Here is a 14,951-nt window from a genome sequence, read left to right as displayed (position 1 = left end):
CACCATGGCCGAGATCTCCCGCAGTGCCCTGTTCGGCAAGCTCAACCCGCTGGCGTATCGCGGCATCGAGAGCGCCACCGTGTTCTGCAAGCTGCGCGGCAACCCGTACGTGGAGCTGGTGCACTGGCTGCATCAGCTGCTGCAGCTGCAGGACTCGGACGTGCACCGCATCGTCAAACACTTCCAGCTCAACCCGTCCGCGCTGGCCCGCGATGTCACCGCCGCACTCGACAGCTTGCCGCGCGGCTCCACCGCCGTCACCGACCTGTCTGCCAATGTCGAAGAAGCGGTGGAACGCGCTTGGGTGTATGCCTCGCTCAGCTTTGGGCAGGCGCAGGTGCGCACCGGCTATCTGGTGATCGGCATCCTCAGCGTGCGTGGCTTGCGTAATGCATTGCTGGCGATCTCCAAGGAGTTCGACAAGCTCAAGCCTGCTGTCTTGGACGAGCACTTCGCCGAGATCGTCGCCGGCTCGCCGGAAGACGGCTTGCTGCCCAGCGATGGCTTCTCGCTGGGCCAGGCGGCGGCACCGGGCGAGGCCAGCGGCGCCATCGCCCCGGCTGCGATGGGCAAGCAGGAAGCGCTGAAGAAATTCACCACCGACCTCACCGCGCAGGCGCGCGAGGGCAAACTCGACCCGATCATCGGCCGTGACGACGAGATCCGCCAGGTGGTCGACATCCTGATGCGCCGCCGCCAGAACAACCCGATCCTGGTCGGCGAGGCCGGCGTGGGCAAGACTGCAGTGGTGGAAGGGTTCGCACAGCGCATCGCACGCGGCGATGTGCCACCCGCATTGAAGGACGTGCAACTGCGTACGCTCGATGTGGGCCTGCTGCAGGCCGGCGCCAGCATGAAGGGCGAGTTCGAGCAGCGCCTGCGCGCGGTCATCGACGAAGTGCAGGCCAGCCCCAAGCCGATCATTTTGTTCGTCGATGAAACGCATACCCTGGTCGGCGCCGGTGGCGCAGCCGGCACCGGCGATGCCGCCAACCTGCTCAAGCCCGCGTTGGCGCGCGGCACTTTGCGCACGGTGGGCGCGACAACGTTTGCCGAATACAAGAAGTACATCGAGAAAGATCCTGCACTGACCCGGCGCTTCCAGGCCGTGCAGGTGGATGAGCCGGACGAGGCCAAGGCGGTGCGCATGATGCGCGGCGTCGCCTCGATGATGGAGCAACACCACAGTGTGCAGATCCTGGACGAGGCGCTGGAAGCGGCAGTCAAGCTCAGCCACCGCTATATCCCTGCGCGCCAGCTACCGGACAAATCCGTGAGCCTGCTCGATACCGCCTGCGCCCGCGTCGCGGTCAGCCTGCACGCTACACCTGCGGAAGTGGACGACAGCCGCCGCCGCATCGAAGCGCTGGACACCGAGCACGCCATCATCGAGCGCGAGCGTGCGATTGGCATCGTGGTGGAGAAGCGTGCTGCCGCGTGTGCAGCCTTGCTGGAAACCGAACACGGCCGCCTGCGTGATCTTGAGCAGCGCTGGGTTGGCGAGAAAGCATTGGTCGATGAGCTGCTGTCGCTGCGTGCACAACTGCGTAGCGGCAATGCGCCGGTGGAAGGCACCGGCAGTGCGTTGGAAGCGGAGGCCGAGGCTGACACCGATGCCGATGCAGATGCCGCGCAGGCAGCGTCTGGCGACACCGCCGTGCTCGACGCACCGGTGCGGGTGGACCGCGACACGCTGCTCGCACGCCTGCAACTGGTACAGGCGGAGCTGGGCGCACTCCAGGGCGAATCGCCCTTGATCTTGCCAACGGTCGACTACCAGGCGGTGGCCGCCGTGGTCGCCGACTGGACCGGCATCCCGGTTGGGCGCATGGCGCGCAACGAGATCGACACCGTGCTGCGCCTGCCCGAACTGCTGGCCAAGCGCGTGATCGGCCAGGACCACGCCATGGAGATGATCGCCAAGCGCATCCAGACCAGCCGCGCCGGCCTGGACAACCCGGACAAACCGATCGGCGTGTTCCTGCTCGCCGGCACCTCCGGCGTGGGCAAGACCGAAACCGCGCTCGCACTGGCCGAAACCTTGTACGGCGGCGAACAGAACCTGATCACCATCAACATGAGCGAATACCAGGAGGCCCACACCGTCTCCTCGCTCAAGGGCGCACCGCCGGGCTACGTCGGCTACGGCGAAGGCGGCGTGCTCACTGAAGCAGTACGACGCAAGCCCTACTCGGTGGTGCTGCTGGACGAAGTGGAAAAAGCCCACCCCGACGTGCACGAACTGTTCTTCCAGGTCTTCGACAAGGGCTGGATGGAAGACGGCGAAGGCCGCCGCATCGACTTCCGCAACACCTTGATCATCCTCACCAGCAACGCCGGCACCGACCTCATTGCCAGCCTGTGCAAAGACCCGGAACTGATGCCGGATCCCGAAGGCATGGCCAAGGCCATTCGCGAGCCGTTGTTGAAGGTGTTTCCGCCGGCATTGCTCGGGCGGTTGGTGGCGATTCCTTACTACCCGCTGAGCAACGACATGCTCGGCCAAATCGTGCGGTTGCAGTTGAACCGCATCAAGAAGCGCATCGAGGAGCGCTACAGGATTCCGTTCGAGTACGACGACTCGGTGGTGGAGCTGGTGGTGAGCCGGTGTACCGAGAGCGAGTCGGGGGGGCGGATGATTGATGCGATTTTGACGAATTCGATGTTGCCAGAGGTGAGCCGGCAGTTCTTGAACAGGATGGTGAGGGGCGTGCCGCTGGCCAAGGTGGCCGTACGCGCGGCCGACCGGCAGTTCAACTACGAACTCCAGTGAGCTGGCGTGGATACGAAGCCCTCCGACGCCCAAGGCGTCGGTGACCCGGGAAATGCACGACGAGGAACGTGATGGCGACGACAGTCAGGGCGATGGTGACTCAGGCGGTGGCGGAACGTATCTACGCGAACTACTTGCGTGGCAATCCACCCTTCAAACCATGGAAGGGGATGCAGGGATGTGCCTGGTTCGCCTACGACGGCAGCCCGAATGCTGGGAGCCTGGCCAGCAAGGACATCGAGGTCTCGGTGGACATCGACGTGCCGCAGGGAGCCCCGGTTATCAGCAAGCAGCAGCTGGAAGAACATCACCATGAGCTGATGACTACGAAAAATATCAACTACAGCAGTGCAGAAGGGCGGATGTGGGGCGAATTCGTAGGCAAGTGCGGACGCGAGTCCAGCTGCGGCGTTCTGATAGTGGATGTGGGTGGATCGAAGTTCTCACAGAGCCAGGGTAAGTACCTACTAGTCAACAACAAGGGATTGGGATTGCTGCGCATGACCCCCACTCAGGCAGAAACTTTGCAGCGGGACATCAACGCCAAGGCTGGCGACGCGGGACATTTGGATGCATTGAAGGAGCGGATCAACGGCAAGAAATCGCTGCATGGCGCGACTTTCACCATCTTCGTAAGCAAGGGCATGGAGTTGAAGAACTTTAAGTCCAATTGCATGGACCGGCACATGGGTAATCCTAAACGGACGCAGGACTCTGAGGGCTGGACCGATACCAAGGGCAGGGAATACGTGACCCTGGAGTACGACGACTACCACGAGGCCAAGCGGCGGGCGAGGAGGATCTATGGCGAGTTCGAGAAGATCCGCAATTCCTATGCTTCGGTGGTGATCTGCTGGTGCGACGAGAATGGGAAAGTAAACGGGGAGCAGTCGTCAAGGCTGGATTTGTGGGCCTATCGGAGCGGGCACAAGATCGTTGGCACTACGCAGGCGGATTCGCCGCCGTCCTACGGCGGATATCAATACTGAGGCGATGCTGCTTCCGGCGAGGACATTCGCCGGCGGCAAGGCGGTGCGCACGGGCTGTGCCTGGATACGTGGACTAGATTGGAGCTGATGCCATGGGAAAGCCAACAGAGAAAGAAATCGACGCCGACTTCAAGGCGGCCTATGCCAAGCTGAGACTGAAGTACGAAGAGCCGGAAACGGGGAAAACTGTCGCGCGCAGTAGTTTCTGGTTTATCAAGGACCTGAAGAAGGTCGCGCTGTTCCTCTATGCCGAAGAGCTCTTCAAGGAAGCGCTCGACACCCTCGAAGCCGAGATGGTTGCGCTGTACGAGCGGCGCAGCGGCAAGAAGCTGACAAAGATCCAGAAGGGGGTGGTTGCGCAGTCCTGGCTCAGCGATTCGGCGAGCGGGCACTCCGCGTTCCTCTTGCAGTCGGTACTGGCGGAGAACGAATTGCAGGAGAAGTTTGCCGACATAGAGAACGTGGATAGCAAGCTACATCCGATGCAGTTTTTCGGAAACCTGACCGATTCCGACTTCGCCGAAAACATTAGGGGGCGCCATCTGGCGGTAGACTACGTGGGTGGCGATCATGGCGAATACACGCACCGCATCCAGTGGTACTGCATCTCCAAGAAAGCCGGGGCGCTCGAGCTGGCGTGTCGCGGAAATGGCGACAAGACCACGGGGGAGCTGTTCCAGCGCTCTGGGCCTGTCTGGCTGAAGGTATTCGACCGTACGGATCCTTCCGACGTGAACGACTTCCGCCGTCCGGAAAAGCTCAATCTCTACCTTGGCAAGCCGGACGACGCGGCGAAGACCCGCTGGCCGTTGCTCACCGGGTTCATGATCTCGCGCCAAGTCGCGACCAATGGCTATTCGTTGCAGACCAAGTTCCTGCTCGCCGCCAAGCTGGCCTACGGCCTGGCCGTCACCCCGGGGTTCCTGCTGATGAGCGTGTCCGACAGCAAGGCCGAGATCGAACGGCTGAGGAAGTTGCCGGTCACGCCGCTCACCGAAGGCATCGAGAAGGAAATCAACGACTTCCTTGACGCGAACAGAGTCATGACCGGGCGCGACAAGTTCTACGTGGGCTCACAGGAAAAGGCGCTTTGAAGGGCGATGGGCGTGATTTTCCCGCATGGCTGCCACGTGGCGGCCGATCCGCCGAAGGCATGGTTGGACAGGAGTGCCGATGCAACCCGCCGCACGCCTGACCGACCTGCATACCTGCCCGATGGTGACCCGAGACAAAGGGGTCAGAGTCTAAGGTTTCCCTGCGCTTTAGAGGGTAACGGGGTCAGGTTAGCTTTGTCCGCGAACGTGATTTACGAGGAACGAGCCAATGCAACCATCCGCTCGCCTTACCGACCTTTACAAAGCGGGTGGAATTAATTAGGTCGCATGAATAAGTGCTGCTTTGTGGACTTGATGTGCGACCTGTGGGTTCAGGAGCTGAATGCCGTGAACGTCAATGGTTTGACTAACATTTGTGTCTCCGGTGCGACCCCGCTATTTCATTAAATTCTAGAATCTAACCACGAAATACGAGGTGATTTATGGTTGACTTGGTATGTAGCGTCTGCAAAAAGACTGCCTTGGGATTGGTAACGAAGCCGGTGAATCCATCGGACCAGCGCCACCGCAAATGCGTCGGTGCAACGGTGGTCGCGCAGCAGAGCGTGGTTGTCCAGAAGTCCGCGCTTGCCGCGGAGGGACGGGAAAAAGCGACGGCGCGCAAGGCCCTGACTGGCCGCGACCACCAAGGAAATCATGACAGCCTAACCAAACCGGAAGTGCGCGGAGGTCCCAAAGGCGACCGGCACGATCACGGACGTCGTCAGAATGGCTCGGCTGGACAAAACTGAAAAGCCTTAAATATTCGTCCGAGCACGATCAATTTACTTGTCGATTGTCTCCCGAAAGAAGGGGCTCAGGTGCACTCTTAGAAGTCAACCTGATACTGCTCGTCTCCTGACACCGTTCGTCTCCCGTTGAACGGGATCAAGACGTGGGTCTAGAAGTGTTACAGCATCCTTTCGAGTATGACGATGCGCTGATGGAGCTGGCTGTGAGTCGGTGCGCCGCGGTAGTGAAGCGGATAGACGAATGATCGATGTGATCTTGGAGAACTATTTGTTGCCAGAGATGACACTCATTCGGATAGGAGGGCTGCGATGATTAATGTCAGTGCTAGGAGATGGTGGCGTTGCTATCAGTCGCTTTTTTTCACAGGGTGCATTGAATGAGAATCCTATTTTGGAATGTTCAGCGGCTTGGCACGGGCACGCCAGGCAGCAAGCAAAAAATAATGGAGCAAGTTGTCGCCGAGGCGTTTCATTTGCACAATGCCGAATTTGCTGTCTTATGTGAAGTTACAAGCGACCTTGAGCTTGGAGGCGTGACCATCAATAAGCAGGTAGTCACTGCCAAGCGTAGCGCAAAGGGGACCAAGGCTCAGCTCGGCTACGCAGCCATCGATGATGAACTGGATGAAAGTGTATTAATGCGCTTTAATCCTCCAAGCTTCAGGGACGTTTTCGGGACTTCGCCCTGGAAAAAAGGCGGCGGTGAATTCACGAAGCAAAGCAAGCGTCATGTTGCGTTTCTGGGGGCTTTGAACGGGGTAAATTTATATGTTTACCATGCCAATGCTAGCGGGAAGGCAGCCTTTTTAGTTGGGTGGGTAGCCGAAGCACTGCATCAGCTGCACAACGGCTCCTTTGTGTTAATGGGAGATCTGAATTGTGAGCCTGCTGCTCTCATCCTCGCCATGCAAGAGAGTGGTTCCGATCTTAATTCTTTCAATGTTTCTTTTAATGGGGACACGCATAACGCTAAGGTTGGAGTTTCTAAGACGTACGATTATGCAGTCTCCGGAAATAATGTTGCGACCAATGTCGAGGTGCTTAATATTGCTCCCGCAGTGGCTAACTTTTCTAAAAGCATCAACCCGCTCGACGACATATCAGACCACTGTCCAATCATTGTGACGTTCTGAAAACCACATTTGTCAGCAATGGGCCGGAAAGAACGAAAGTACGAAGTAATTAACCTGGTATCACAAAGCCGGAGTAACGGGGCCAGGTTAACCTATCGGTCGACAACGGCGACTTGCGGTGCCGACGAGCCGCTTAATGCCCGCAAAAAGATGCGTCAACGGCCGCTGTGCTTGCGCGTCGGCGGTCAATGCAATTCGTCTGCGCTTCCATCGCCGTCTGGATTTGTCTCCGCCGCAAAAAAAAAGTACATGCGACATTGGTCAGCGAGCGCTATGCGTCCGCTTGGCGCTGCCATCGGCAATGTGCCGGTTTTGTGGCGATGCAAGCCGGTCGGTAACAAGACGCCAGGTGCGCTTTACCCATCTTCGCCACCTAAGAACAGAACGCGTGCTCCAAGAGACAACGCTTCGCTCCCTGCTATCGGTAAGCTATGCCGTTTAGGAGGGGGATAATGAAAAGAAGTCTTGCGATAGTGATGTACATGCTGGCGTTGCCGGCAGCGGCGCAGTCGGCCTACAAGTGCAGCGATGCAAAGCTGGGGACCGTTTACCAGTCCACGCCGTGCGCCGACGGCGCCGAGCAGAAGCGTTGGAACAAGCAACCCGCAGCGACCCCGACAGCAACGGCTGCGGCGGCGCAGGCAGACACGAACACGGCGTCTGCTGCAGGCCAGGAATCAAACCTGGGGTTACGCCTGATCAGTTACGAGCGCCAGCCGAGTCCGGAGGCGTGTACGCGCGCTACCCATGTGCGCGATAGCGCACGCGCCGATACTACGATGCGTCGCGATCCGGATTTCATGCAGGCTGTCGAGCGAGCGGTCGTGCAGGCTTGCCGCTAGACAGGGGCGTTTCAATTTGAGTATCTGCAATCAAGGCATGCCAAGGAAGATCGATGCAACAACGTGAAGGAGCGTCTGCCAGATGGGGCGAGTTGTTGCTCGTGGTGACGATTGCGTTTGGGCTTTCGATCTGGTCCAGCGTTTCGGCAGTCGCGCGCGATGCCGTCGAGCCGGTCTTCTCCGACGCGAGCCTGTGGGGCATGGTGTTCTACGAACTGCTCGTTCTGGCGATCTTGTTGCCAATGCTGTGGTTCCGTGGATGGAGGCCGCAGTCGCTGGGGCTGCAGTGGCAGCGGCGCGACTTGGCGGCGGGGCTCGGCTTGCTGGCGGTGTGCCTGTTGGTCACCTATCCACTGACGCTGTTGAACTGGAGCTCGGGGAGCAACACGAATCCATTCGATGCGATGGTCGTCGGGCGGCTATCGATCACGGCTGTGCTGACCATCTCGCTGATCAATCCGATCTTCGAAGAAGTATTCGTATGCGGTTACGTGATCCGCGCCCTGGAGCCGCGGCATGGGCGGGCGTTCGCGGTGAATGTAAGCGTGGCGATCCGCACCTCGTATCACCTGTATCAGGGTCCGATCGGCGCCATCAGCATCCTGATGATCGGGTTGATCCTGGGTTGGTGGGTGGCCCGACGCGGGCGGTTGTGGCCGGCGATCCTGGCGCATGGCGCGCTGGATCTGCTGGGCTTGATGGTCTATACCTGACTGGCCTGGCCTGGCCTGGCGTCGCCGCCATGCCGCACACTTGCCGCTTGGTCGAACACAGGACGCGGCGATGGCACGGCGATATGGATGGAGCGGGATACTGCTGTGGTTGGCGGCATTCGGCGCGGTGGCGGCTGGTCCGACGCCCGGCCAATACGGCACCAAGCAAGGCTGGGGCAGCCTGCAGGTCAGCGACAAGGGTGGTGCGCGCCACTTCGAGATTCTCGCCGTGGGTGCCAACGGCCACAGCTGTTCGCTGGAGGGCACGCTGCAGGGCGACAAGGCCGAGGTGAGCGATGCCAGCGACGCGCCTTGCAAGCTGTCGTTCAAGCCAGTGGCGGGTGGCTTCAGCATTGCCGCACTCACCCAGGATAGCTGCCGCGATTACTGCGGCATGCGCGCCAGCTTCGAAGGCGACTACCTGCAGTTGCCGGCCGGCTGCACGTCCGCTGCTAGCAGCCGACGACGTGAGGCGTATCTGCGGGACTATCGCGGCAAGCGCTATGCCGAAGCACTTACCGGCATGCAGGCATTTGCGGGCGAGTGCGGCGAGTTTTTCACCTGGCTCGATCGCGACCGTTTCTCCAACGACCGCGCCCTCACCCTGCTGCGCCTGAATCGCCCGCAGGAGTGCCTGGCGGCGCTGGACGGCACCATGGCTGGTCGCAGTCGCGACGAGGCCTCGTTCCAGGCGGAGCTGGATCAACACAGCACGATGCTTCCGCCCAGCGACTGGGACGCCTACCTGCCCATCGCCCGGTCCACCTGGTTCAATCGCAAGCTGTGCGAGGCGGCCAAGCGCTAAGCGTGAGATGGCCTGCCTTGCTGCGCGCAGGTTAGCGCGGGCAGACGGGGTCGCGCCGATGGGCGGTTTCAGTAGGTAGGCGCCGCCTCGACACCGCGTGGCAAATTGCGTAGGCCCCCTGTCTGTCATGTCATTCCCCGGGTGTTGCTGTCCATCGCGCCGGACAAACACGCGCAGCTAGCCAAGAGCGCTCACGAGCGACTTCGAACGCTTCGTGTGCCGGGTCGCGTCAGTAATCTGCGCACGGGACACAACGGCTGCAATGCAGGCGGTGCGCAGGTGACGGCAACTTCAACACAAAAGTCGCAGGCCTCGATGCCCGTCTCGGCTTGCGCCACGACAGTGAAGGCCTGTACGGATCCAGATTCGAGACCTCATCGCGGGGTTGCGCGCGGATGGCAACACACAGCGCGGCACCTGCGAAACCTCAAGCGGTGAGGATGAAAGGAGCGCGCGGTCGGTCACTTTGGTCATCAGCCTCGCATGCGATCAGCGCAGGCAACAGCGAAGACGCGCGTTGGAACCGATATCGCGCAACAATGCACGCATGCACAGACTCCTGCTCGCCCTGATCTGCATGCTCGCCTCCCTCACCGCCACTGCCGGGTCCGCTCCGGAGCGGGTGCTGATCTTCACCAAGACGGCCGGGTTCCGCCACGAGTCGATTCCAACGGCGGTGGAGACGCTGCGGCAACTCGCGCAAGCGCAGGGCATGGTGGCCGACCACAGCGAGGACGCGGACGTCTTCACTGCCGACAACCTTGCGCGTTACCGCGTGGTGGCGTTCGCCAGCACGACGGGCGAAATTCTGGCGCCGGCGCAACAGCAGGCTTTCGAGGGGTTCATTCGGCAGGGCGGTGGATTCCTGGGTGTACATTCGGCCGCCGATACCGGCTACCAGTGGCCTTGGTATGGGCGATTGGTCGGGGCATGGTTCAAGAAACATCCGCCGGGGCTGCAGTCCACCCGCGTGCAGCGCCAGCGTGATGGGCATTCGGTGGGCGATGCCTGGCCGATCACCGACGAGATCTACAACTACCGGCACAATCCGCGCGGCCAGGTGCAGGTGGTGGCCACGGTAGACGAGCGCCTCTATGCCGGCGGTACGATGGGCGCGGACCATCCCATTGCCTGGTGCCATGCCTTCGACGGCGGCCGGGCTTGGTACACCGGGCTGGGCCATGATGCGGCGGTGTATGCGAATGCGGATTTTCTGGGCCAACTGCAGCAGGGGCTGCGCTATGCGGCCGGGCACGTGCCCGACTGTTGAGCGCGTCAGGCACGCCAGACGCGTGCGCTGCAATCATTGCGACCCGCACCGGGGTGAGCTCTCTCAGGGGAGCGGACATTGCAGGTTTCCGACAAAGCCACGCAGGCGTCGTTGGATGGCTGGGCATCCAGGGCACCTCACGCCTCCCGGAAGTCCCACATCTTGAGAAGCCTTGCTGGGCTGCAGGCAGCCAATCATCTTCCAACAGTGCATCGATAGCATCCGCTTGCCATTGAATCCAGCGACGCGGCCGTGCGGGCTGCGCCGTTGCATCAATCGGCAATCCGCAAGTCACTCCCCCTATCGATGGTTGGAAACTCCGATGAACCCGATCGCTGTCACAAGCTATCTCGCACTTGCACTCGTCGCTTCCAGCGCAACCGCATTCGCTGCCGAACCGATCACTGGAAAGTGGTTCACCGATAACCAGCAGGCACTGGTCGATATCCAGCCGTGCGGTGCGTCGTTATGCGGCACCATCGTCAAGGTATTGCGGGCCAAGCCCGGTAGCCGGACAACCGATGCGCTCAATCCGGATCCGGCCAAGCGCCACACCCCCATGGAAGGAACAGTGATCCTCAGCGAGCTGGTGGACGCAGGGAATCTTTGGAAAGGCAAGATCTACAACCCCGAGTCCGGCAAGACCTATGCCGCCAAGATCAAGCGTGAGGTGGACGGCTCCCTGAAGGTGGAAGGCTGCGTGGCCTTTATCTGTCAGGGTCCGACCTGGCAGCGCGCACCTTGATGGTCGCCTGACCCCAAATGGCGACTGCGCAACCGCGAATGCACATGGCCGGTGCCTAGCCGCTGCCGGTTTCCACCGCAGCGATGTGCGCCACCTGCTGGCCGCTCCGCGCCGGGCGGGCGGATTGCCCAGCCTTCGCCCCGGGCGAGCTAAACCGTTACGGATTGAACGATCCACCCAGCCGCCAATGCGGGATACTGCGCTCCCACGCAGGCGAGATGGGCCCCGATGTCCGAGCTGCCGATCACCGAGTTGTTGCAGGCCTGGCAGCAGGACGCGCCCGGGGCGGGCGATGCGTTGGCGCGGCAGGTCTACGAGGTGCTGCGCGCCACCGCAATGCGCGAGCTGCGTCGCGATGCGCGCGCCGGGCTGCAGGCGACCGAGCTGGTGCACGAGGCGTGGATGCGGCTGCAGCTAGGCCAGCAGGCGTTCCGTTCGCGGACGCACTTCTATGCGGTGGCGGCGTTGCAGATGCGCCACCTGCTGGTGGACCTGGCGCGGCAGCAGGCCAGCGCCAAGCGGCTCGGGCAGGCAGTGACCTTGACGATCAGCCTGTCCGACGGCGCGGCGCGGCCGGAGGCGCTGATGGTGGTGGCCGATGCCTTCGACAAGCTGGCGCGGGTGGATGCGCGCAAGGCCCGTGCCTTTGCGTTGACCGAGCTGGTGGGCTTCAGCGTGGCCGAGGCGGCCGAGCAGCTGGAGGTGTCGGTGCCCACGCTGGAACGCGATTTGCGTTTTGCGCGGGTGTGGCTGGCGGCGCAGCTGTGAGCGTGGCGGCCACTGCCTGGCAGCGGCTGGAAGCGCTGTTCCATCAGGCCTGTCAGCTGCCAGCGCACGAGCGCGAGGCCTTTGCGCGTGCGCAGGCCGGTGACGATGCGGTGTTGCGCGATGAATTGCTGGCGATGCTGGCGGTGGAATCGCAGGCCACGCTGCGCGTGCGTGCGCCGCTGAAACAGGCCGCCGCCGCATTGCGCGCGCCCTTGCCGGAACTGCCGGCCGGTACGCGTTTTGGTGCATGGGCGATCGACCGCCTGATCGGTGCCGGCGGTATGGGCCAAGTGTATCTGGGCCATCGCGCCGACGGTGCCTACGAGCGCGAAGTGGCGATCAAGCTGGTGGCCGCCGATGCGCTGGATGTGCAGGGCCGTGCGTTGTTCGAGTTCGAATGCCGGCTGCTCGCGCAGATGGTGCACCCGGCCATCGCGCAGATCCACGATGTGGGCACCGACGCCCAGGGCCGGCCCTACCTGGTGATGGAGTACCTGCGCGGCGAGCCGATCACCTGGTGGTGCGATGCGCAGCGGTTGTCGTTGCATGCGCGCGTGTTGCTGATGCTGCGGGTGAGCGAGGCGGTGCAGCACGCGCATCAGAAAGGCGTGATCCATCGCGACCTCAAGCCCAGCAACGTGCTGGTCAGCGAGATCGATGGGCGGCCGATGCCGGGGGTGATCGACTTCGGCATCGCCGTCGATGCCGCCAACCCCGGCGTGACCTCGGCGCACGGGCGCGGCACGCCCGGCTACATGAGCCCGGAGCAGGCGCGCGGCGTGCAGCAGGTGGACGCGCGCAGCGACATTTACGCACTGGGGGCGATGTTCTATGAACTGAGCTGCGGGCTGGTACCGGTGGCCGGACGCGACGGGCTGCCGCAGCCGCCATCGCAGCGCGTGGCATCGGTGCCGGCGCAGGCGCAGGCGCGCATCTGCGCGGCGCGCGCGACCACCCATGCGCGTCTGCAGCAGCAACTGCGCGATGGCCTCGATGCGATCGTGTTGCGCGCCCTGGCGCCGGAGCCGGTGGCGCGCTACGCCTCGGTGTCGGCGCTGCTGGACGACCTGCACCGCTGGCTCGATGGCTACCCGCCGCGGGCGCTGCGCGCTGGCCGGCTATTGCGGCTGCGCAAGTTCACCCAGCGCCATCGCAGTGGCGTGCTGGCCGGTGGGTTGGTGGCGATGGCCGTGGTCGCCGGCCTGGGCGCCACGCTGTGGTCGCTGCAGCAGGCCGCACGCGATGCGCAACGTGCGCGCGTCACCGGCGATTTCATGACCTCGGTGCTGTCCAGCGTGGACCCGGCGATCGCCAGGGATCTGGACAAGACCCTGATGCTGCGTGTGCTGGAGCAGGCCTCGCAGCGCGCCGCGCACGAACTGGCCAGCCAGCCCGATGCGCGCACCGATGTGGAAAAGACATTGGGCGGTACCTTGATCGCGCTGGCCGATTTTCCGCAGGCGGTGCAGCATCTGCGCACCGCCCATGCACTGGCACAGCAGAGCATGGGCGCGGGCAGCGAACCGGCGTTGAAGACGGCTTCCATGCTCGGCCAGGCACTGCGCGGTGCAGGCCAGCGCGACGAAGCGGCGCAGGTGCTGCGTCGGGGCATTGCGCAGGCCGAGCGCGGCGATCTGCAACATCAGGCCATCGGCAATGAAATGCGCGCCTGGCTGGGCTGGACGCTGCGCGAGCAGGGCCGCATGGGCGAGGCGATGACCGAGAGCCGGCGCGCCTATGTGGCGGCGCTGGCCAACCCCGCGACCAGCGCGGATCAGCGCATCAATGCGGGCACCGTCTATGCCGCCCTGCTGGCCGACGTCGGCCAGCTGCTCCCGGCCATCGCCTTGCAGCGCAGCCTTCTGCGCGAGCGCATCGCCCTGCACGGGGCCGAGCATCCGCTGGTGCTGTCGATGCGCAACAGCCTGTCGGTGTATCTGTTGATGCAACGCGATTTTGCCGGCGCCCAGGCCGAACTTGCGCCGCTGCTGCAGATCACCCGCAAGCTCTATGGCGACAACGCCATGGATACCCTGATGGTGGAAGGCAACCTAGCCGGCGCGCTGCGTCAGCAGGGCAAGCTGGCCGAGGCCGGCCCGCACTATCGTGCCGCGTTCGAGCGCGCGCGCGCCGCGCTCGGCGAGGACGCACCCACCACCATCACCATGCGCAGCAATCACGCGTTCTGGCTGCTGGATGCCGGGCAGGCTGCGGCATCGCTGGCCGAACAGCGTGCCGCATTGGCCACCAGCTTGCGCGTGCTGGGCCGCGCGCATCCGCAGACCGCCGAGATCCTGCGCGGCATGTCCGAGGCCGAGCGCACGCTCGGCCAGACCGCCGCCGCGCGCGCGCATGCGCAGCAGGCGGTGCAGGTGCTCACCGGCATCTTTGGCGATGCCCAAGAGCCGTTGCGTGCGGCACGGCAGACCCTGGCGCTGGCGGAGCCAGCCGCATCCAGCGTAGAGACGACAACGTCGGTGGCGCGGCGCTGAGACGAATTGCCGGGTCAGCGGCGTCACGCGGCGGGATAGTGCCCGTACCGCCAGCGCCGGAGCGCCCCCCGTGCAACCTGCCGCACGCCTGACCGATCTGCATGTCTGCCCGATGGTCACCGGGGTGGTGCCGCATGTGGGCGGGCCGATCATCGGGCCTGGCGCACCGACGGTGTTGATCGGTGGCCTGCCGGCCGCGCGCATCGGCGATTCGGCGGTGTGCGTGGGCCCGCCGGACAGCATCGTGGTGGGCGCGCCGACCGTGATCATCAGCGGCCAACCGGCGGCCCGTCTGGGCGACAGCACCGCGCATGGCGGGGTGATCAGCCTGGGCTGCTTTACGGTGTTGATCGGCTGATGGCCTGGCCGGGGTGCGCAGTGCGCTGGGCTTGCATGGTTGACACATGGCGCCGCGGCGCGCGAGACGTCGGCGATCGTCGCTGCATCCGCAGCGGCGCCATCGCAGCGACCGGTTGCGTGCGCATGCAACCGAGCGGTCGTCATGATCGGCCTCTGCGCGTCTTCAGAAGAGTTAAAAACGCTACGAAAAACAGCTGAGCGTTGCGACCGCAGTG

Annotated in this window: 13 protein-coding genes; 12 read left to right on the top strand and 1 reads right to left on the bottom strand. The window is 63.2% G+C overall.

Going from position 1 to position 14,951, the window contains the following annotated elements; genetic code table 11:
- Positions 1-4: 4 nt before the first annotated feature.
- The 3 genes from tssH (at position 5) to VZ068_RS20440 (ending at position 4,856) form a co-directional block, all read left to right on the top strand.
- Positions 5-2,773: a type VI secretion system ATPase TssH gene (gene tssH / locus VZ068_RS20450; protein ID WP_349656337.1), complete on the top strand. Its 2,769-nt coding sequence runs from the start codon at positions 5-7 to the stop codon at positions 2,771-2,773.
- Positions 2,774-2,844: 71 nt separating this feature from the next.
- Positions 2,845-3,762 (top strand): hypothetical protein, encoded by a 918-nt coding sequence (locus tag VZ068_RS20445; RefSeq protein WP_349656336.1) that lies wholly within the window; start codon positions 2,845-2,847, stop codon positions 3,760-3,762.
- 92 nt (positions 3,763-3,854) lie between these two features.
- On the top strand, positions 3,855-4,856 hold the full coding sequence (locus tag VZ068_RS20440) for a LirA/MavJ family T4SS effector (RefSeq protein ID WP_349656335.1): 1,002 nt from the start codon (positions 3,855-3,857) through the stop codon (positions 4,854-4,856).
- A 404-nt stretch (positions 4,857-5,260) separates the two neighbouring features.
- On the opposite strand, the gene VZ068_RS20435 is transcribed toward VZ068_RS20440, so the two are convergent.
- Complete coding sequence (locus VZ068_RS20435; protein ID WP_349656334.1) at positions 5,261-5,515, bottom strand: hypothetical protein; 255 nt, start codon at positions 5,513-5,515, stop codon at positions 5,261-5,263.
- A 470-nt stretch (positions 5,516-5,985) separates the two neighbouring features.
- On the opposite strand from VZ068_RS20435, the gene VZ068_RS20430 reads away from it, so the two are divergent.
- The 9 genes from VZ068_RS20430 (at position 5,986) to VZ068_RS20390 (ending at position 14,734) form a co-directional block, all read left to right on the top strand.
- Positions 5,986-6,741 carry a hypothetical protein gene (locus VZ068_RS20430; RefSeq protein WP_349656333.1) on the top strand — a complete coding sequence of 252 codons (756 nt, stop codon included), beginning with the start codon at positions 5,986-5,988 and terminating at the stop codon, positions 6,739-6,741.
- Between the two features lie 452 nt (positions 6,742-7,193).
- On the top strand, positions 7,194-7,583 hold the full coding sequence (locus VZ068_RS20425) for a DUF4124 domain-containing protein (protein WP_349656332.1): 390 nt from the start codon (positions 7,194-7,196) through the stop codon (positions 7,581-7,583).
- A 53-nt stretch (positions 7,584-7,636) separates the two neighbouring features.
- On the top strand, positions 7,637-8,296 hold the full coding sequence (locus VZ068_RS20420; protein WP_349656331.1) for a CPBP family intramembrane glutamic endopeptidase: 660 nt from the start codon (positions 7,637-7,639) through the stop codon (positions 8,294-8,296).
- 70 nt (positions 8,297-8,366) lie between these two features.
- The gene (locus tag VZ068_RS20415; protein WP_349656330.1) at positions 8,367-9,101 is read left to right on the top strand and encodes a hypothetical protein; all 735 of its coding nucleotides are present in this window, start codon (positions 8,367-8,369) and stop codon (positions 9,099-9,101) included.
- 466 nt (positions 9,102-9,567) lie between these two features.
- Complete coding sequence (locus VZ068_RS20410; protein ID WP_349656329.1) at positions 9,568-10,371, top strand: ThuA domain-containing protein; 804 nt, start codon at positions 9,568-9,570, stop codon at positions 10,369-10,371.
- A 322-nt stretch (positions 10,372-10,693) separates the two neighbouring features.
- A complete protein-coding gene (locus tag VZ068_RS20405; RefSeq protein ID WP_349656328.1) occupies positions 10,694-11,116 on the top strand; it encodes a DUF2147 domain-containing protein in 423 nt (140 codons plus the stop codon).
- A 228-nt stretch (positions 11,117-11,344) separates the two neighbouring features.
- On the top strand, positions 11,345-11,884 hold the full coding sequence (gene ecfK / locus VZ068_RS20400) for an ECF-type sigma factor EcfK (RefSeq protein ID WP_349656327.1): 540 nt from the start codon (positions 11,345-11,347) through the stop codon (positions 11,882-11,884).
- Complete coding sequence (locus VZ068_RS20395) at positions 11,863-14,376, top strand: serine/threonine-protein kinase (RefSeq protein ID WP_349656326.1); 2,514 nt, start codon at positions 11,863-11,865, stop codon at positions 14,374-14,376. The genes ecfK and VZ068_RS20395 overlap by 22 nt, the downstream gene beginning before the upstream one ends.
- A gap of 112 nt (positions 14,377-14,488) precedes the next feature.
- The gene (locus tag VZ068_RS20390; protein ID WP_259158431.1) at positions 14,489-14,734 is read left to right on the top strand and encodes a PAAR domain-containing protein; all 246 of its coding nucleotides are present in this window, start codon (positions 14,489-14,491) and stop codon (positions 14,732-14,734) included.
- Positions 14,735-14,951 lie beyond the last annotated feature (217 nt).

Origin of the sequence: Xanthomonas sp. 10-10 (assembly GCF_040182365.1) — a bacterium.
GTDB lineage: Bacteria > Pseudomonadota > Gammaproteobacteria > Xanthomonadales > Xanthomonadaceae > Xanthomonas > Xanthomonas arboricola_F.
Note: the sequence above shows the minus strand (reverse complement) of the source record. Positions and strands in the feature narration are given on the sequence as shown.

Bases quoted from the DNA above. Each gene is read 5' to 3' on its own strand.
- tssH (WP_349656337.1), top strand. From the start codon at position 5: ATGGCCGAGATCTCCCGCAGTGCCCTGTTCGGCAAGCTCAACCCGCTG.
- VZ068_RS20445 (WP_349656336.1), top strand. From the start codon at position 2,845: ATGGCGACGACAGTCAGGGCGATGGTGACTCAGGCGGTGGCGGAACGT.
- VZ068_RS20440 (WP_349656335.1), top strand. From the start codon at position 3,855: ATGGGAAAGCCAACAGAGAAAGAAATCGACGCCGACTTCAAGGCGGCC.
- VZ068_RS20435 (WP_349656334.1), bottom strand. From the start codon at position 5,515: ATGATTTCCTTGGTGGTCGCGGCCAGTCAGGGCCTTGCGCGCCGTCGC.
- VZ068_RS20430 (WP_349656333.1), top strand. From the start codon at position 5,986: ATGAGAATCCTATTTTGGAATGTTCAGCGGCTTGGCACGGGCACGCCA.
- VZ068_RS20425 (WP_349656332.1), top strand. From the start codon at position 7,194: ATGAAAAGAAGTCTTGCGATAGTGATGTACATGCTGGCGTTGCCGGCA.
- VZ068_RS20420 (WP_349656331.1), top strand. From the start codon at position 7,637: ATGCAACAACGTGAAGGAGCGTCTGCCAGATGGGGCGAGTTGTTGCTC.
- VZ068_RS20415 (WP_349656330.1), top strand. From the start codon at position 8,367: ATGGCACGGCGATATGGATGGAGCGGGATACTGCTGTGGTTGGCGGCA.
- VZ068_RS20405 (WP_349656328.1), top strand. From the start codon at position 10,694: ATGAACCCGATCGCTGTCACAAGCTATCTCGCACTTGCACTCGTCGCT.
- ecfK (WP_349656327.1), top strand. From the start codon at position 11,345: ATGTCCGAGCTGCCGATCACCGAGTTGTTGCAGGCCTGGCAGCAGGAC.
- VZ068_RS20390 (WP_259158431.1), top strand. From the start codon at position 14,489: ATGGTCACCGGGGTGGTGCCGCATGTGGGCGGGCCGATCATCGGGCCT.